General features: G+C 72.5%; 16 protein-coding genes. 10 read left to right on the plus strand and 6 right to left on the minus strand.

Features of this window, described 5'->3' with window-relative positions; genetic code table 11:
• Nucleotide 1 precedes the first annotated feature (1 nt).
• From Q7L73_RS03105 to Q7L73_RS03135, 7 genes are read left to right on the plus strand one after another with little or no spacing between them, the layout of a single operon-like run.
• Complete coding sequence (locus tag Q7L73_RS03105) at nt 2–4,165, plus strand: hypothetical protein (protein ID WP_304686109.1); 4,164 nt, start codon at nt 2–4, stop codon at nt 4,163–4,165.
• Nucleotides 4,166–4,182: 17 nt separating this feature from the next.
• Nucleotides 4,183–5,154: a C-terminal binding protein gene (locus Q7L73_RS03110; protein WP_304686110.1), complete on the plus strand. Its 972-nt coding sequence runs from the start codon at nt 4,183–4,185 to the stop codon at nt 5,152–5,154.
• A complete protein-coding gene (locus Q7L73_RS03115) occupies nt 5,151–6,116 on the plus strand; it encodes a thiamine pyrophosphate-dependent dehydrogenase E1 component subunit alpha (RefSeq protein WP_304686111.1) in 966 nt (321 codons plus the stop codon). Before Q7L73_RS03110 ends, Q7L73_RS03115 begins: the two co-directional genes overlap by 4 nt.
• The gene (locus Q7L73_RS03120) at nt 6,116–7,141 is read left to right on the plus strand and encodes an alpha-ketoacid dehydrogenase subunit beta (protein ID WP_304686112.1); all 1,026 of its coding nucleotides are present in this window, start codon (nt 6,116–6,118) and stop codon (nt 7,139–7,141) included. Before Q7L73_RS03115 ends, Q7L73_RS03120 begins: the two co-directional genes overlap by 1 nt.
• The gene (locus tag Q7L73_RS03125) at nt 7,138–7,383 is read left to right on the plus strand and encodes a biotin/lipoyl-containing protein (protein ID WP_304686113.1); all 246 of its coding nucleotides are present in this window, start codon (nt 7,138–7,140) and stop codon (nt 7,381–7,383) included. The genes Q7L73_RS03120 and Q7L73_RS03125 overlap by 4 nt, the downstream gene beginning before the upstream one ends.
• Complete coding sequence (locus tag Q7L73_RS03130) at nt 7,380–8,144, plus strand: 2-oxo acid dehydrogenase subunit E2 (RefSeq protein WP_304686114.1); 765 nt, start codon at nt 7,380–7,382, stop codon at nt 8,142–8,144. The genes Q7L73_RS03125 and Q7L73_RS03130 overlap by 4 nt, the downstream gene beginning before the upstream one ends.
• Before the next feature lie 39 nt (nt 8,145–8,183).
• Nucleotides 8,184–8,612 (plus strand): hypothetical protein, encoded by a 429-nt coding sequence (locus Q7L73_RS03135; RefSeq protein ID WP_304686115.1) that lies wholly within the window; start codon nt 8,184–8,186, stop codon nt 8,610–8,612.
• 59 nt (nt 8,613–8,671) lie between these two features.
• Here the strand turns inward: Q7L73_RS03135 and Q7L73_RS03140 are convergent, their stop codons facing one another.
• The 6 genes from Q7L73_RS03140 to Q7L73_RS03165 form a co-directional block, all read right to left on the minus strand.
• Nucleotides 8,672–9,373: a hypothetical protein gene (locus tag Q7L73_RS03140; protein ID WP_304686117.1), complete on the minus strand. Its 702-nt coding sequence runs from the start codon at nt 9,371–9,373 to the stop codon at nt 8,672–8,674.
• 40 nt (nt 9,374–9,413) lie between these two features.
• Complete coding sequence (locus Q7L73_RS03145) at nt 9,414–9,821, minus strand: putative toxin-antitoxin system toxin component, PIN family (protein ID WP_304686118.1); 408 nt, start codon at nt 9,819–9,821, stop codon at nt 9,414–9,416.
• Nucleotides 9,818–9,997 (minus strand): hypothetical protein, encoded by a 180-nt coding sequence (locus tag Q7L73_RS03150; protein WP_304686124.1) that lies wholly within the window; start codon nt 9,995–9,997, stop codon nt 9,818–9,820. The genes Q7L73_RS03145 and Q7L73_RS03150 overlap by 4 nt, the downstream gene beginning before the upstream one ends.
• A 101-nt stretch (nt 9,998–10,098) precedes the next feature.
• Entirely contained in the window at nt 10,099–10,845 is a 747-nt protein-coding gene (locus tag Q7L73_RS03155; protein ID WP_304686127.1) for a GntR family transcriptional regulator, read from the minus strand.
• Complete coding sequence (locus Q7L73_RS03160; protein WP_304686133.1) at nt 10,842–11,651, minus strand: MBL fold metallo-hydrolase; 810 nt, start codon at nt 11,649–11,651, stop codon at nt 10,842–10,844. Before Q7L73_RS03160 ends, Q7L73_RS03155 begins: the two co-directional genes overlap by 4 nt.
• A gap of 123 nt (nt 11,652–11,774) precedes the next feature.
• Nucleotides 11,775–14,012: an AAA family ATPase gene (locus Q7L73_RS03165; RefSeq protein WP_304686139.1), complete on the minus strand. Its 2,238-nt coding sequence runs from the start codon at nt 14,010–14,012 to the stop codon at nt 11,775–11,777.
• Nucleotides 14,013–14,099: 87 nt separating this feature from the next.
• Here Q7L73_RS03165 and Q7L73_RS03170 point away from each other — a divergent pair, with 87 nt between their 5' ends.
• The 3 genes from Q7L73_RS03170 to Q7L73_RS03180 all read left to right on the plus strand — a co-directional run bounded on the left by Q7L73_RS03170 (nt 14,100) and on the right by Q7L73_RS03180 (nt 16,695).
• On the plus strand, nt 14,100–14,735 hold the full coding sequence (locus Q7L73_RS03170) for a TetR/AcrR family transcriptional regulator (RefSeq protein ID WP_304686141.1): 636 nt from the start codon (nt 14,100–14,102) through the stop codon (nt 14,733–14,735).
• 89 nt (nt 14,736–14,824) lie between these two features.
• Entirely contained in the window at nt 14,825–15,709 is an 885-nt protein-coding gene (locus tag Q7L73_RS03175) for an oxygenase MpaB family protein (protein ID WP_304686155.1), read from the plus strand.
• Nucleotides 15,710–15,747: 38 nt separating this feature from the next.
• Nucleotides 15,748–16,695 carry a glutathione S-transferase family protein gene (locus Q7L73_RS03180; RefSeq protein WP_304686156.1) on the plus strand — a complete coding sequence of 316 codons (948 nt, stop codon included), beginning with the start codon at nt 15,748–15,750 and terminating at the stop codon, nt 16,693–16,695.
• Nucleotides 16,696–16,963 lie beyond the last annotated feature (268 nt).

Genomic DNA, 16,963 nt, shown 5'->3' on the forward strand with positions numbered 1-16,963 from the left:
CATGCATCACGCCCTGCGGAGCGCAGTCGCGCTCTCGCTCTCTGCTGCCCTGACGCTGGCCGCATCGGCGGCGGCGCGCGCGGTCACCGTCGGTGACGCGTACGCCAACGCCGGCGCCAATCAGTGCACCTGGACGATCGGCACCGCCGCGACCGAGAAGGTGCTCACCTTCAGCGGCGGGACGTACACGCTCACCAGCTTCAAGAACAAGCTCGCCTCCCCGGTCCGCGAGTACGTCTCCGCAGGGCAGACCTCGGCCGAGGTCCGCTTCGACTGGGACGGCACGACGATCACGGGCGCGACCTCCGGCTGGTCGTGCTCCTCCGGCAGCGCAGCCAGCAGAACGCTCGGCGGCGAGTCGGTGCTGCAGCTCGACGTGACGATCGCGCGCAGCGGCCTGAGCGTCACCAAGCATTACGTCGTCTACCCGTCGACGTCGGTGATCCGCGAGTGGGCCGACTACAGAAACACCGACTCCAGCGCTCATCGGCTGACGCGCCCGTCGTTCCTCGAGCAGCACGTGATGGGCGACGAGACCGCCAACACGACGCTGCGCTGGATGAGCGGCGCGCGCTCGACGAGCGGCTCGTGGGAGCTGAGAAGCACCCCGCTGTCGAGAGCCTACGCGCGCACGTTCGACTCCTACGACAGCTGGCTCTGCTCCGAGAGCGCCAGCGGCGTGCCCGACTGGACCGACATCGCCTCCTACACCGCCAGCGGCTACCTCTCGATGAGAGAGTGGCACGACTCCAGCGGCGGCTACGTCTGGCCCGACGCGCAGCACCCCGGTCCGGGCAACGCGACCGCGCGCGCCTGGACGGCCCCGAGAGCCGGCACCGTCGACATCAGCGGCAGAGCGCTGAAGATGAACACGCTCGGCAACGGCGTCGTCGTGAAGATCACCAAGAACGGCACCGTCGTGTGGGGCGCGAGAACGATCGCCGGCAGCGACACGACCGGCATCAGCACCAACGTCAGCGGCGTCTCCGTCGCCGCCGGCGACGTGATCCGCTTCGAGATCGCCAACAACGGCGACTGGGCCAACGACGCGACGAGATGGGACCCGACGGTCGCGTACAGCGGCGGCGGCAGCTCCTACACCGCGTCGTCGGGCTTCTCCTCGACGCAGGGCGCCAACCAGTGGCGCTACCAGGACTTCGGCGGCTCCTCGGCCTGCCCGCTCGCCGGCTTCGCCGAGACCTCGTTCAACTACATCCCGTTCTTCTCGGTCTGGAACTCGGCCACGAACGACGGCGTCGCGATCGGCTTCGACTACTACGGTCGCTGGGCGATGGACGCCGGCAACCAGGCCGGCGGCCCCGGCTCGCTGTCGCTGGCGATCCCCAACTACGACGCCTCGCTCGCCGCCGGCGCCTCGATCACGACGCCGAGAGCGTTCACGCACGTCTACGTGAGCGACCTCGACGACATGACCAACCGGCTGCTCGACTGGCAGTACAGATACATGTGGGACTACACGCGGTCGCCGTGGTTCTCCGCGATCCGCATGCTCTCCTACTGGTTCACCGGCAGCCAGTGGACCGGCTCGTGGGACCAGGCCGGCACGCTGCAGAAGATCTTCGGCTTCCAGTCGCACATGACGACGATCGGCGCCGACACCTACCACCGCGACAACGGCTGGTGGGACACGCCCGGCAACTGGGACGGCCCCGACTTCAGACAGTCGATCGACTTCCTCGGCAAGTCGGGCGCCAAGCAGCTGACGTACATGATGGCCTACGACGCCAACAGCGACTCGCAGGTCTACAGAGACCATCCGGATTGGTTCGTCAACGGCTCGCCATGCGGCTACGCGGAGCGGCTGATCGACCTCACGCAGCCCGGCGCGGAGACGTGGATGGGCGACCTGCTGATCGGCAAGGCGGCCGCCTGGGGCGACTTCCAGTGGCGCAACGACGCCTGCCCGGTCGCCAACACGCCGGGCTGGCAGCAGCTCGGTCAGGACCAGGCGTTCCGCCGCGTCCAGGCGCGCTTCCTCGACACCGCGACCGGCTCCGCGATCCAGGGCGTCGACTCGGGCGGCCATGACACCTCCTACGAGTTCATGCGGATGGCGTCGGGCTTCTCGATCACCGACCTGAACGGCTTCGACGCGCAGTACGACGCCTCGCGCCTCTTCCCCGGCGACAAGATCAGCGGGATCCCGGACGCCTGGAACCCGGACAACTGCACCGTCGCCTGGAACGCGCTGCTGATGTTCAATCCGGACTTCACCGGTGACACGGTCAATCCGAGACAGCTCAGCTGCATGCGCAAGCTGGTCGAGAAGTACCGCTGGCTGCGCGACAGAGGGGTCGTCGGGCGCTGGGTCCACCAGTACCACCCGGCCGCCTCCGACGCCGCGCGCAACTGGTACCAGCGCGTCAGCCAGGACGGCACGAAGTCGCTCGTGATCTACAAGGGCTCCGGCTCCGGCTCGGCCGTCACCGTCTACCCGCGCGGGCTGACCGCCGGCACGACCTACGACGTCCGCTACGAGCTGGCCTCCGGCAGCGCCTCGCGCACCGGCGCCGACCTGATGGCCAACGGCATCAGACTGTCGTCGATCGCCGCCGGCGAGCTGATCTGGATCGGCATGCCGAAGCACCCGGGCGGCGGCCAGGACACGACCGCACCCGGCAACCCGAGCAACCTCTCGGCGCACGTCCGCACGAACATGAACTACGCGGGCGTCGAGCTGACGTGGGACGCCGGCAGCGACGACACGTTCGTCTCCGGCTACCAGGTCTCGCTGCTGGGCAGAGTGATCGGGACCGTCACCAAGGGCCGCTACTTCTTCCACACCGGAGCGCTCGCCTCGCCGAACGCGCCGTACGTGGTGAAGACGATCGACGGCGACGGCAACCTCTCCAGCGGCGTCACCGCCGGCGGCTTCACCGTCGACACGGTCGCGGCCGAGGACGACGACACGGCGATCTCCTACGGCGGCGGCTGGGACCACCAGACCGGCGTCGGCGACGCCTCCGGCGAGACGCTCTCGCGCTCGACCGGCTCGTGCAACGACGCCTGCTCGCAGTTCAGCGGCACGCAGGGGGCGAACAACTGGCGCTACCAGGACAACGTCTCCGGCAGCTGGAGAGACATCTCGGCCTATGCCGCGACCGGCGGCTACCTCGGGATGAAGGAGTGGCACGACGCGACCGGCGGCTTCGTCTGGCCGACGGCCGAGCACCCGGGCGAGAGCAACGACACCGCCCGCACGTGGATCGCGCCGAGAGCCGGCACGGTCAACATCACCAGCCAGGTGGCGAAGCTCGTCACCGGCGGCGACGGCGTCGTCGTGAAGATCACCAAGAACGGCACCGCGATCTGGGGTGCGACCTCGATCGGCGCCAACGACACGACCGGCGTCGCCGCGAACGTCGCGGGCGTCACGGTCGCGGCCGGCGACGCGATCCGCTTCGAGGTCAACCGCAACGGCAACTACCAGTACGACGCGACCCTCTGGGATCCGTACGTGCGCTACACGAGCGAGCCGGCGCCGGGCAGCGGCGCGGCCGCGACCGCCGCGTGGACGTTCACCGGCGGCCAGGTCACCTACCTCGCCAAGCTGGGGCCGGACCTCGGCAAGGTGAACGTGAAGATCGACGGCGTCACCGACGCGACGATCGACCTCTACGCGCCGGACGAGGTCAACTACCAGGTCCCCGTCTACGTCAAGACGTTCGGCTCGGTCGCCAGACACACGATCACGCTCGAGCCGGCCGGCAGCAAGAACAGCCGCTCCAACGGCTTCGCGATCACGCTCGACGGCTTCCAGGCGCTGACCAACAGCGCCACCGTCGTGCAGGAGACCGACAGCTCGATCGCGTACGGCGGCAGCGGCTGGGCGGCCAGCGGCGGCGTGAAGGTCAGCTCGACGGCCGGTGACACGGCGACGATCAGATTCAGCGGTCGCCGCATCACCTGGGTCGGCAAGCTGTGCGCCGCCTGCGGCAGAGCCGACGTCTCGCTCGACGGCGCCTTCGCCGCGCGCGTCGACACCTACGGCTACCGCGGGCCGACGGTCAACGAGGCCGCCCTCTACCAGGCGACCTTCCCGACCAGCGGACCGCACACGCTGACGGTGAGAGTGCTCGGCTCGCGCAACTACGACAGCACCGCCAGCGCGGTGAGCGTGGACGCGTTCCACGTGCGCCCCTGAGGCACCGAGAGGAGACGATGCGGCCCCTGCTGCTCCTGACCGACGCCGACCGCTTCCCGTTCGCCGCGCCTGAGCGCGCGGCGATCGCGGCGGCCGGCGCCGACCTGGTCGCGCTCGACGGCCACGATCCCGCGCGGATCGTGGCCGCCGGGGCCGGCGCCGCGGCGATCTTCGTGTACCACGCGACGGTCGACGCGACGCTGCTGGACCAGCTGCCGCAGCTGCGCGTCGTGGCGCGCTGCGGCAGCGGGTACGACAAGGTCGACGTCGAGGCCGCGCAGGCGCGCGGCGTCGAGGTCGTCTACGTGCCCGACTACGGCACCGACGACGTCGCCGACCACACGCTCGCGCTGCTGCTGGCGTGCGCGCGGCGCGTCCCCAGCTCCGACCGCGCGCTGCGCGCCGGCCGCTGGCTGCCGTACGCGCAGCTCGGCGCGATGCAGCGGCTGCGCGGCTCGACGCTCGGCCTGCTCGGCTTCGGCCGGATCGCCCGCGCGACCGCCAAGCGCGCCTTCGCCTTCGGGATGGAGCTGCTGGTCCACGACCCCGGCGTCGACGACCTCACGCTCGTCGCCGCCGGCGCCCGTCGCGCGGAGAACCTGAACGACCTGCTCGCGCGCGCCGACGCGCTCAGCATCCACCTGCCGCTGACGCCCGCGACGCACCGCCTGATCGGTGCGCCCGAGCTGGCGGCGATGAAGCCCGGCTCGCTGCTCGTCAACACGAGCCGGGGCGAGATCGTCGACGAGGACGCGCTCGCCGCGGCACTCGCCGGCGGTCACCTCGGCGGCGCCGGCCTCGATGTGTTCGAGACCGAGCCGCTGCCTGAAGACAGTCCCCTGATCGGATTGGAGTCTGCTGTGGTCACACCCCACTCGGCGGCGTTCTCCGAGCAGGCGCTCGCCGAGGTGCGCACGCGCGCGCTCGACGACGCCCTGCGCGTGCTCGCCGGCGACCCGCCCCGCGATCCCGTCCCGGTGCCGCGATGAGCGCCGCCGACCTGTATCGCACGATGCGCACGATCCGCCGCTTCGAGGAGCAGATCGTGACGCTCGTCAACGCCAACGAGATCGCCGGCGTCACGCACGAGTACATCGGCCAGGAAGCGGTCGCGACCGGCGTCTGCGCCGCGCTGCGCGACGACGACGTGATCACCTCGACCCACCGCGGCCACGGTCACGTGATCGCGAAGGGCGCCGACGTGCCGCGGATGATGGCCGAGCTGCTCGGCCGCACGACCGGCCTCAACCGCGCGCGCGGCGGCTCGATGCACATCGCCGACGTCTCGCTCGGGATCTACGGCGCCAACGGCATCGTCGCGGCCGGCGCGCCGATCGCGGCCGGCGCCGCCTGGGCCGGCCTGCAGGCCGGCAGCGATCGCGTCGCCGTCTGCTTCTTCGGCGACGGCGCCGTCAACCAGGGCGTGCTGCACGAGACGATGAACATGGCCGGCATCTGGAGGCTGCCGGTGCTGTTCGTCTGCGAGAACAACGGCTACGCCGTCTCGTTCGCGCAGGAGCAGGCGACCGCCGGCTCGCTGGTCGAGCGGGCAGCCGCGTACGGGATGGCGGCGGTGAGAGTCGACGGGATGGACGTCGAGGCCGTGCGCGACGCGGCGGGTGCGCTCGTGGCCGCCGCCCGTGCCGGCGGCGGCCCGGCCTTCCTCGAGTGCGAGACCTACCGCTTCGTCGGCCATCACACGGCCGAGGCGACGATGGGGCTCGGCTACCGCAGCGACGAGGAGATCGCGCGCTGGCGCGAGCGCGACCCGCTGCTCGTGGAGGCGGCGCGGCTCGATGCGGCCGCGGTCGCGGAGATCGATGCTTCGGTCGAGGAGCTGTTGGAGCGCGCGCTCGCGTTCGCGCGCGAGAGCCCGCGCCCGGAGGTCTCCTCCGCGCGCGACTACGTCTATGCCAGCGGCCTCGTGCCGCGCGAAGGGGTGGCGGTCTGATGGCCCGGATGCGATACCAGCAGGCGCTCGCGAGAGCGCTGCGCGACGAGATGCTGCGCGACCCGTCGGTGTTCGTGCTCGGCGAGGACGTGCGCGCCTCGCTGCGCGGCGTCACGAGAGGGCTGGCGGCCGAGCTGGGCGACCAGCGGATCATCGACACGCCGATCTCCGAGCAGGCCTTCACCGGCTTCGCGATGGGCGCGGCGCTGGCCGGCCACCGGCCGGTCGTCGAGTTCCAGATCCCCTCGCTGCTGTTCACCGCCTACGAGCCGATCGTCAACCAGGCGGCGAAGTTCCGCCTGATGACCGGCGGCCAGGCGAAGGTGCCGGTGACCTACGTCGTGCCGGGCTCCGGCGCCCGCATGGGCCTGGCGGCGCAGCACTCCGACCACCCGTACGCGATGTTCGCGCAGGCGGGCGTGAAGACGGTCGTGCCGGCGACGGCGGCGGACGCCTACGGCCTGTTCGTGAGCGCGATCCGCGACGACGACCCGGTCGTCTTCTTCGCCCCCGCCGCCGCGCTCGGCGGCCGCGAGGAGGTCGCCGACGACGCCGGCCCGATCCCGCTCGGCGTCGGCCGGGTGCACCGCTCCGGGGACGACGTCACGGTCGTCGCGATCGGCCACCTCGTGAGAGACGCGCTGAAGGTCGCGGAGGAGCTGGCCGCGCCGGACGCGGACGGCGGCGACCCGATCTCGGTCGAGGTCTTCGACCCGCGCACGATCTACCCGTTCGACTGGGCGGGGCTGGCGGCGTCGGTCCGCAGGACCGGGCGGCTGGTCGTGCTCGACGACACCAACCGCTCGTGCGGCCTCGCGGCCGAGGTCGTCGCGACCGCCGCCGAGGAGCTGGCGGACGCGCTGGTCGCGCCGCCGCGGCGGATCACCCGCGCCGACGCCCCGATCCCGTTCGCGGTCGAGCTGGAGGTCGCGCTGCTGCCCTCGCGCGCCCAGCTCGCCGACGCAGTCCGTTCCGTCGCCGCGATCGGCCCCCGCGGCGCGCTCGCGCAGGAGGCCGTTCGATGACCGACGTCCACATCCCCAAGATGGGCATGTCCACCGTCGAGGTGGAGATCCTCGCCGTGATGGTCGCCGTCGGCGACCGCGTCGCGGCCGCCGACTCGGTCGTCGAGGTCGAGGGCGACAAGGCGACCTTCGAGGTCGAGGCCGGCGTCGACGGCGTCGTCGCCGAGGTGCTCGTCAGCGCGGGCCAGGAGTGCGAGGTCGGCGACGTCGTCGTGCGGATCGCCGACGAGGCGGCGGCATGACGCCGCCCGACGCGGCGCCGCCCGTGGACGCCCCGCCCGCGGAGCCGGCAGGCGCGTTCGTCAAGGCGTCGCGCACGCAGCGGCTGATCGCGCGGCGGATGGTCGAGGCGAAGACGACTGTGCCGGAGTTCACCGTCGCGCTCGACGTGACGATGGACGCCGCGATCGCCTTGCGCGGGGCGCTGAAGCGGGAGGCCGCCGCAGGGGGCGGCGACCTCCCGCCGTCGCTGAACGACATGGTCCTGCGCGCGGTCGCGCTGGCGCTGCGCGAGCACCCGCGCGTGAACGGCAGCTGGGACGACGAGGCCGGCGGCTTCCGCCTGTGGGAGCAGGTCAACGTCGGCTTCGCGGTCGCGGCGCCGGAGTCGCTCGTCGTCCCGACGGTGCCCGCCGCCGACACGCTCTCGCTCGCCGAGATCGCGACCGCCACCCGCGCGCTCGCAACCGCCGTCCGCGAGCGCACGATCGCCCCCGCGCAGCTCGCCGGCGGCACGTTCACGGTATCGAACCTGGGCATGCTCGGCATCCGCCACTTCGAGGCCGTGATCAACCCGCCCCAGGCCGCGATCCTGGCCGTCGGAGCGCTGCGCCCGACGGTCGTCCCGGGCCCGCCCGCCGCCGCCGACGCCCCGGCGGCGATCGCCGTCGCCACCCTGATGACGCTGACCCTCACCAGCGATCACCGGATCGTCTACGGCGCCGACGCCGCCGCCTTCCTCGGCACGGTGAAGACGCTGCTGGAGGCGCCGGAGCGGCTGTAGGCAGCGCGGCGGCTCGTGCGGGAGTACCGTTGCGGTGCCATGTCCGATGCCGAGCCGCCGTACCTCTACTCCTCCGGACGCCTGCCGCGCGGGACCAGCCACCTGATCAAGCGCAGTGACCTCGATGCGCAGCTGGCCGGGGTCGATCCCTGCCCGTTCGCGAGCGTCTCCCGCTACGGCACGTGGTACGCCAGCCACTTCCCCGACGTCGGCCTCGTGCTCTGCCGCGCATCGTGGCGGATGCACGAGACCCCGGTGCTGGCGACGCCCGGCGTGGACGTGAGCTTCCACCCGGTGCCCTCCGAGCGCCGGGCGGAGCTGCGCGCGTTGGCGGTCGAGCGGGTCATCCCCGCCGCGATCGCCTGGGCGCGCGACGTGGTCGACGGCCCCGAGACCCGCCGCGACCTGCGGCCGCAGGTCAGCTGGCTGCTCGTCGACGGCGAGCTCGTCCGCCGCGACGAGCGCTGAGCGACCGCCTCGCCGGTCCTGGCACGGCCGATCGGCGCGAGGCCGGCCGCGCGTGCCGGCTACTCGCCGGCGGCGTCGAAGGTCAGCTGGCCGTCGATCTGGTCGTCGGCGGGCGGCGGCTCCAGCGTGCGGCGCTCGGCGTCGAACGCCTGGACTCTCGCGAGCTTGCGCTCCTTCACGGCCAGCCTGCGCTCGAGCTGGTCGATCTTGCCGTGCAGTCTCTTGCGCTCGGCGGCGAGCCCGCGGCGCTCGCTCGTGAAGATCTCCCGCTCGCCTGCCATCCGCTCCCGCTCGGCCGCGATCCGCTCGCGTTCGGCGGCGGCCCGCTCGCGCTCCGCGTCGGCACGGGCACGCTCGGCGTCGGCGCGCTCGCGCTCGGCGGCCATCCGCTCACGCTCGGCGCCGAAGCGCTCCCGCTCGGCCGCGAGCTGCAGCCGCTCGGCGGCGAACTCGGCTCGCTCGCGCGCGACTCCGTCGGCCTCGCGGCGCGACTCCTGCTCACCGAGGCGCAGCAGCAGCCACCCGGCGCCCGCCGCCGCCAGCAACCCGACGACGACCGCCGTCAGCCCCAGCGACACCATCCCGGCCAGCCCTGCGAGCGCGACCAGCGCGAGCCCGCCGAGGACGGTCCCGAGCACGCCCGGCAGCGCCCGCTCGGTAGCGCTCGACTGCGATCTCGCATCGGCGGCGGACGGGGCGGGCGCGGCAGCCGCCGGCTCGTGGACAACGGTCGGTTCGGTCTCGCGTGGGGCGTCAGGCATAGCGGAGCATCCTACGTGCCGCATCGGCCGTTTCCGCTGCTCACAGTCGAAATCGCCGGCAGGCCGTGCGCGCGTCGATCGCCGGCGGTGCGAGACCGGCGTGGTCGAGCAGGTCGCGATCGCCCGAGACGATCGCCACCGCCTCTCCGGCGCGCGCCAACGCGACGAGGTAGTCGTCCCGCGGGTCGCGCAGCAGCGGTGGCGAACGAGTCGGATCTGGCAGCTCCGCCGCGGCGTCGACATAGGTGCGGAATGCCGCTCGACCCAAGGGGACGCGGACGCGGAAGTATGGCTTGCGGAGGCCGCGCGCCACCTCGGCGAGGAGGCGTGGGCAGATGATCGAGACGAACGCCTGCTCACGGGCACCGCGCAGCAGCCGACCGGGCGGACCGGTAGGGGCGGCGAGGCCGGAGAGCACGATGTTCGCGTCGAGAACGAGGCGCGTCAACCGCGCTCGGCGCGCATCTCGGCGCGCACTTCACGCACAGTCATGACGGCCAGCTCGTTTGCGACGAGGCTCTCGATCAACGAGCGGGCGCTCTCGTCGGGAAGGTACGCCCGCAGCGCGTCGAGGAGCTGGGTGTCGATCTCCACCGTCGTGGTGTCGGAGGAGGGTGTGCTCATGGGCAGGATCGTAGCGCGTGACATGCGCTGTAAGAGCCTGTGGGGCGGGAAATTCGCCCCCTTCAACGACGACTGATGTGAGCTGCCAGATGTGGCTGGCGTCAGCCGCCAGCCGAGACCGCGAACATCTCTCTCGTGACCGCGAACTGGGCAGTGAGCAGTCTCAGCGCTCTTCTCAGCTCGTAGGCCTCGATCGCCGCCACGAGCGGCTCGTGGACGGAGATGATGCGGGTGAAGTTGCGCTCGGGGTCGGCCTCGGCCATGCGGCGGTTGCCGATCGTGATGACGGTGTGGATGACCGGCGCGAGCGCCAGCCACGCCTGCGTCAGGAAGCGGCTGCCGGAGAACTCCATCAGCGCGCGGTGGAAGTCGATGTCGTAGTCGACCAGTCGCTGCGTCGAGGCGCCCTCGTCGAGCACCAGCTCGTAGGCGGCGCGGATCGGCGCGGTGTCGGCCTTCGCCGCGATCCCGCGCCGCAGCGCCGTCGACTCCAGCTCCAGCCGGACGCTGACGAGATCCTCCAGGTCGGCGTGCGCGAAGCCGACGACGACCGAGCGGCCGTTGGGCCGCGTGCGCACGAGCCCCTCGCCCTCCAGCACGTGGAGCGCGTTGCGGACCGGCCCGCGGCTGACGGCGAGCTGCTCGGCCAGGCGCGCCTCGACCAGCGGCTCGCCGGCCTCCAGCGAGCCGTCGACGATCGCCTCGCGCAGGACGGCGGCGACGCGACCCGAGTAGACGCTGCGCTCGAGCTTGACCGCGTGCTGCCCGGGCGACCCGCTGGGGGCGCCGGCGGCGGCGTGGCGGCCGAGGTTGAGGCTCGTCATCGGGTCGGTCGGCTCCCTTGTCATCCAGCGATCGGGATCTCGGCGGGGCGCACGTCGATTCGCTCGCCCAGCTCCAGCACCCGCACGGCGGGTCCGCCGAGCTTCGCACATGTGTCGGCGAACACCTGCGGGTCGAGCGTCGGTCTGCCGCCCGGCCCGTGGCCGCTGCCGTACGCCTCCGGCGCCCACATCCCGTAATGGCAGGGGATCGCGACACCGATTTCCAGCTGCGAGGCCATCAGCGCCGCCTCCAGCGCGTGCATGTTGCCGCCGCTGCCGTTGGTGACGAAGATGCCGACGTCGAACGGCCCGCGCGCGCCGACCGCGAGGCAGCGCATGTCGTACTCGGTGTCGCCGCTGTGCAGGATCCGCGTGCCGCCGACCTCGACCACGTAGGCGAGCGCGTCCTCGGTCAGCCAGCCGCTGACCTCGTGTCTGGCGTAGTGGCCGTGGAAGGTGAACGGCCCGACGGAGACGCTCTGCTCGCGCTCGACGGTGACGATCCGCTCCGGCGCGACGCCGCGCCCGACCAGCCGCGAGACGATGCTCGACGGCCCGACGAAGACGACCTCCGGGTTGGCCTCGGCGAGCGCGGCGCAGGTGATCAGGTCGAGGTGGTCGTGGTGGGTGTGCGTGATCGCGACGACGAACGCGCGCGTCGCGGCGGGGTCGAGCGGGATCGGCGCCAGCCGCGGCAGCCCCAGCTCGACGAGCGCGAACTCGGACAGGTACGGGTCGAGCAGGCACAGCTCGCCGCTCGGCGCCTCGATCGCGTAGCCGGCCTGGCCGATCCAGGTCAGCCCGACCGCGCCGCCGCTCCCCTCTGACATCGACCTGCTCCTCGCTTGGGAAACTGTTACCCGTTGACCCTATCGCGCGCACGGCCGCCGCGGAAGGGCGGGGCAGCGCGGCCCGTCGCGGCGGCGTGCGCGGCGAGGCGGCCGGCGCCGGCGTCAGCCGGAGACGTCGAGCCGCCGCGCGAGGCGGCTGTGGCGGCGGCCGGCGTCGGTCGTGCGGGCGGCGCGGGCGACCATCTCCGGCGTGCCGACGACGACCGTCGCGACGGTCGAGCGGGTGATCGCGGTGTAGAGCATCTCGCGCCGCAGGAAGCGGCCGCCGGCGGCCGGGTGGGCGACGACGATCGCGATCGGCAGCTCGATCCCCTGCCCGCGGTGGACCGAGCAGGCGTAGGCGAGCTGCAGCTGGCCGGCCTCGGCCGCCGGGATCTTCACGACGCCGCCGCCGTCGACGCCGACCAGCAGCCCGCCGTCGGCGGAGCCGTCCGATCTCGGTCTCGAGCCGTCCTCCTCGTCGGCTTCGGACGTGCGCTCCTTCGGCGCGACCTCCTCCAGCAGCCGCAGCAGCGACCCGTTCATCACGCCGAGGTCGTGCAGGTTGCGCCCGACGAGCATCAGCTTGTCGCCGATCCGCAGCCGCCCGTTGCCGACCTCGGGGCCGTCGGCGTTCAGCGCGGCGCGCAGCGATCTGTTGAGCGCGTCGATCCCGAGGTCGCCGCGGTAGACGGGCGCGAACACCTGGATGTCGGAGTTCGGGTCGACGCCGTAGTGCTTCGGCAGTCGCTCGCTGACGAGCGAGACGATCTCCTCGCGCGCGGCGACCGGGTCGGGCCGCGCGATGAAGAAGAGGTCGTGGCGCATCCCCTCGGCGCGCACGAACGAGGGCGCGTCGCCGACGCGGATCGCGTGCGCGCCCTGCACGATCATCGAGCCGGCCGCCTGGCGGAAGATGTGCTGCAGGCGCGCCGTCGGCACGCGCCCGGAGGCGACCAGCTCGGCGAACGGCTTGCCGGCCCCGACCGGCGCCAGCTGGTCGGCGTCGCCGACCAGCACGACGTGCGTCTGCCCGCCGATCGCGCGCAGCAGCGTGACGAGCAGCTCGAGGTTGGCCATCGACGTCTCGTCGACGATCACGAGGTCGGTTCTGAGCGGGTTGTCGTCGTCGTGGACCGGGCCCTCGCCGGGGATCCAGGCGAGCGCCGAGTGGACGGTCGTCGCGCTCAGCCCGGTCGCCTCGGTCATCCGCAGCGCCGCGCGGCCGGTCGGCGCGACCAGCATCACGTGCGCCTTCTGGTCGCGCGCGATCTGCCCGATCATGCGGATCGAGGCGGTCTTGCCGGTGCCGGGGCCGCCGGTCACGACCGACAGCCGCTGCACGAACGCGCCACGCACGCCGGCCCACTGCTCGTCGGTCAGCTCGACGCCCTCGGCGCCGGCGTCGGGCGGCTCGTCGGGCGCCTCCAGCTTGCTGCTGGGGGCGGCGTCGAGCAGCTCGGCGACGCGCTCCGCCAGCTCCCGCTCCAGCTTCGCGGTCTCGGCGCGGTAGACCCAGACGGCGTCGTCGTCGTGGTCGAGCTCGACGTCGCCGCGCTGCTCCAGCTCGCTCAGCACCTCCGCCGGCGGCGGCGCGGCGGCGCTCAGCAGCTCCCGCGCGCGCAGCAGCAGCGCGGCGGTCGGCTGGCAGGTGGAGCCGTCGCGCTCGGCCTCGGTGAGCGCGTGCAGGATCGCCGCGCGCGTGCGGCCGGGGCTGTCGAGCGGGGCGCCGAGGCCGCGCGCGATCGCGTCGGCGGTGACGAAGCCGACGCCGAAGACGCTCGTCAGGTCGTACGGCCGCTCGCGCACGACGCGGTAGGCGCTGTCGCCGTAGTGCTGGTGGATCCTGCCGGCGAGGTGGGCGAGGCCATGCGGCGCCAGCAGCAGATGGAGGCCGCGGGTGGCGCGCAGCGCGTCCCACGACTCGGCCGCCTCGCGCGCCTTTCTCGTCGTCAGTCCGGCGCGCACGAACGCCTCGTGCGGTTCGCGGTCGATCGCGTCGAGCACCTCGCCGCCGTGTGCCTGCATCAGCGCGTCGGCGCGACGCGGGCCGACGTGGCGGACTCTGCGCAGGTAGGCGAGCACCGAGTCGTCGTCCGTCGGGACGAGCGGATGGGCCTCGCGCACTCTCACCTGCGGGCCGTAGCGGGGGTCGACGACCCAGGCGCCGGCGACGGTCGCCTGCTCGCCCGGCTCGAGGTGGACGAGCGGCCCGACGAGCACGATCCGCTCGCCGTCCCACTGCCCGTCGAGCACCGCGAAGCCGCTCTCGTCGTTGGCGAAGCGGCGGCCGGTGACGGTCACCTGACCGGCGAACGATTCGCCCTCGACGGGCGGCCAGGTGGTGGGCGGCGGTGACATCGCCCAGCCAGCCTAGTGGCTCATCTGCGCCGGCAGACCGCGGGTTTGCAGCGACTTCGCGCAGGCGCGGCTGAGAAGATGCCGTTCGTGAGCACTGACGGCGAACGGACGTGGGGCGGCAGAACACTCGAAGACCGGCGTGCGCAGCGCCGCGAGCAGCTGCTCGACGCCGGCTACGTGCTGCTCGGCGACAGCGGCGCGGCGCAGGTGACGGTGCGCGGCGTCTGCCGCGCGGCGAGACTGACCGAGCGCTACTTCTACGAGAGCTTCGACGACCGCGAGGCGCTGCTCGTCGCCGTCCACGCGCGCGTCGCCGACGAGGCGCGGGCGGCGATCGCGGCGGCGGTCGCCGACGGGCCGGGCGAGCCGGTCGCGCGCGCGACGGCGGCGGTCGAGGCGTTCGTGCTGCTGCTGGAGGAGGATCCCCGCCGCGGCCGCGTGCTGCTCGGCGAGGTCTTCTCCGACAACCGCCTGGCGAGAGCCGGCGTCGACATGATCCCGGCCTTCGCGCTGCTGCTGGCGGAGCAGATCGCCGGCATCTTCGGCGCGCTGCCGGAGGGGCCGGACGCGCTCGACGGCCAGCTCACCTCGGTCGCGCTCGTCGGCGCGCTGGCGCACCTCTTCAGCGCCTGGCTGGAGGGCACGCTGGCGGTCTCGCGCGAGCGTCTCGTCGCCCACGCGGTCGCGCTGATCGTCGCCGCCGGCCCGGTCAGCTCGCGCTAGACGCGCCTGGCACCGGCGCCCCGCCGCTCGTCGCATCGCCGCACGCACCCTTTTGACAACACCCGTTGTCATCCCTACTCTGACAACGCATGCTGTCAGATGACGCGCAACCACTCGGGCCGGGCTCCCTCACCTGGGAGTGCTTCGGCGACGTGCGCGGCCTGCTGCTGGTCGGCCGCGCCGGGATCCTGCAGAACATGCACCCCGCGATCGGCGCGGGCGTGAACGAGCACTCGGACTACTTCAACAACCCCTGGAACCGGCTGCTGCGCTCGATGGCGCCGATCCTCGGCGTCGTCTACGACGGGCCGAGCGCGCCCGACACCGGCGCGCAGGTGCGCGACTTCCACAAGGAGATCAAGGGCGTCGACCAGAACGGCCAGCGCTACCACGCGCTCCAGCCCGACGTCTACTACTGGGCCCACGCGACCTTCTTCCAGTCGCAGATAGAGATGCGGCGGCTGTTCGGCACGCCGCTGACGGAGGCCGAGCAGGAGCAGCTGTACGCGGAGTCGGTGCAGTGGTACGCGCAGTACGGCCTCTCGATGCGGCCGGTCCCGCCCGACTACGCCGCCTTCAAGCGCTACTGGGAGGAGACGGTCGCGAGCCTGCAGCTGACCGAGCCGGTCCGCTGGTCGCTGGAGCCGGCGCGCCGGCACGACATCGGGCCGCCGTACCCGGAGGTCCCGGGCTGGCTGTGGTGGCTGCTGCGGCCGGTCGTGATGGGCGGCTCGATGTGGCTCGCGGCCGGCACGATGCCGCCGGCCGCCCGCCAGACGCTCGGCCTCTCCTGGAGCGACCGCGACGAGCGCCGGCTGCGGCTGCTGGCGCGCGTCACGAGAGCGGTCCACCGGCTGCTGCCGCACGACTGGCGCTACCTGCCGCGGGCCCGCAAGGGCTGGAAGCGCGTGCGCCGCGAAGGAGCGGGCAGCCGCGTCACGCCGCGGCGGGAGGTGCCGGTCGCCGCACGCTAGCCTCGATTGCTCGTGCAACGACTCTGGAGGCGCCGCCGATGGCTGACACCGCTCCCGCGTTCCCGCGCGAGGCCGACGGCCGCGGCCGCTTCGTGCGCCAGGACAGCGTCTTCCGCGACTGGGTCACCGCCGACGGGTCGAGCGGCTTCGCGGCGGAGGCCGGGCGCTATCACCTGTACGTCTCGCTCGCCTGCCCATGGGCGTCGCGTACGCTGATCGTGCGCAAGCTGAAGCGGCTGGAGGAGGCGATCGGGCTGACGGTCGTCGATCCGCTGCGCGACGAGCGCGGCTGGCGCTTCAGCGCCGAGGAGCCCGACCCGGTCAACGGCTTCGCCTTCGTCGCGGAGGCCTACGCGGCGACCAACCCGGCGTTCGACGGGCGCGTCACGGTGCCGGTCCTGTGGGACACGCGCACGAGCCGCATCGTCAACAACGAGAGCGCCGACATCGTGCGGATGCTGAACAGCGCCTTCGACGCGCTGCCCGGCGTCGCGGCCGATCTCGACCTCTATCCGCAGCCGCTGCGCGCCGAGATCGACGCGATCAACGAGCGCGTCTACGAGACGGTCAACAACGGCGTCTACCGCGCCGGCTTCGCGACGACGCAGGAGGCGTACGAGGAGGCGTTCGACGCGCTGTTCGACTCGCTCGCCTGGCTGGAGCAGCTGCTCGCCGGCCGCCGCTACCTGACCGGCGCGCAGATCACCGAGGCCGACTGGCGGCTGTTCGTCACGCTCGTGCGCTTCGACCCGGTCTACGTCGGCCACTTCAAGTGCAACCTGCATCGCATCGCCGACCGCCCCAATCTCTACGGATACCTGCGCGATCTCTATCAGCAGCCCGGCATCGCCGAGACGGTCGACTTCGATCACATCAAGCGCCACTACTACATGACGCATCCGTCGATCAACCCGACGCGGATCGTGCCGAAGGGGCCGTCGATCGACCTCAACGGCCCTCACGGCCGCGAGCGGATCGGCGCCTAGGAAAAAAAGGGGCCGGCCGCGCCAGGGGGAGCGCGACCGGCCGATGAGCCACGCGGGGCGGCGTGGCCCGTGACGGCCTCGGGGGAGAAGCCGTCACGCTTGGAAAATATCCCACCTGCGACCTCATGCTGTCACGGTGAGGAGATCATTGTCGCGCTTTTCGCGGACGTTCGCATTCCCGACAGTGAAGACTTCTTCACCAATTCGGGAATGGCGCAGCCGCGGCGCCCGTCTCAGTTCAGCCGACTGGACGCCGCTGGCACGTTGA

Source organism: Conexibacter sp. CPCC 205762 (genome assembly GCF_030646155.1).
Taxonomy (GTDB): Bacteria; Actinomycetota; Thermoleophilia; order Solirubrobacterales; family Solirubrobacteraceae; genus Conexibacter.

Bases quoted from the DNA above. Each gene is read 5' to 3' on its own strand.
- Q7L73_RS03110 (WP_304686110.1), top strand. From the start codon at position 4,183: ATGCGGCCCCTGCTGCTCCTGACCGACGCCGACCGCTTCCCGTTCGCC.
- Q7L73_RS03140 (WP_304686117.1), bottom strand. From the start codon at position 9,373: ATGCCTGACGCCCCACGCGAGACCGAACCGACCGTTGTCCACGAGCCG.
- Q7L73_RS03120 (WP_304686112.1), top strand. From the start codon at position 6,116: ATGGCCCGGATGCGATACCAGCAGGCGCTCGCGAGAGCGCTGCGCGAC.
- Q7L73_RS03160 (WP_304686133.1), bottom strand. From the start codon at position 11,651: ATGTCAGAGGGGAGCGGCGGCGCGGTCGGGCTGACCTGGATCGGCCAG.
- Q7L73_RS03115 (WP_304686111.1), top strand. From the start codon at position 5,151: ATGAGCGCCGCCGACCTGTATCGCACGATGCGCACGATCCGCCGCTTC.
- Q7L73_RS03135 (WP_304686115.1), top strand. From the start codon at position 8,184: ATGTCCGATGCCGAGCCGCCGTACCTCTACTCCTCCGGACGCCTGCCG.
- Q7L73_RS03125 (WP_304686113.1), top strand. From the start codon at position 7,138: ATGACCGACGTCCACATCCCCAAGATGGGCATGTCCACCGTCGAGGTG.
- Q7L73_RS03130 (WP_304686114.1), top strand. From the start codon at position 7,380: ATGACGCCGCCCGACGCGGCGCCGCCCGTGGACGCCCCGCCCGCGGAG.
- Q7L73_RS03155 (WP_304686127.1), bottom strand. From the start codon at position 10,845: ATGACAAGGGAGCCGACCGACCCGATGACGAGCCTCAACCTCGGCCGC.
- Q7L73_RS03105 (WP_304686109.1), top strand. From the start codon at position 2: ATGCATCACGCCCTGCGGAGCGCAGTCGCGCTCTCGCTCTCTGCTGCC.
- Q7L73_RS03175 (WP_304686155.1), top strand. From the start codon at position 14,825: ATGCTGTCAGATGACGCGCAACCACTCGGGCCGGGCTCCCTCACCTGG.
- Q7L73_RS03165 (WP_304686139.1), bottom strand. From the start codon at position 14,012: ATGTCACCGCCGCCCACCACCTGGCCGCCCGTCGAGGGCGAATCGTTC.
- Q7L73_RS03150 (WP_304686124.1), bottom strand. From the start codon at position 9,997: ATGAGCACACCCTCCTCCGACACCACGACGGTGGAGATCGACACCCAG.
- Q7L73_RS03180 (WP_304686156.1), top strand. From the start codon at position 15,748: ATGGCTGACACCGCTCCCGCGTTCCCGCGCGAGGCCGACGGCCGCGGC.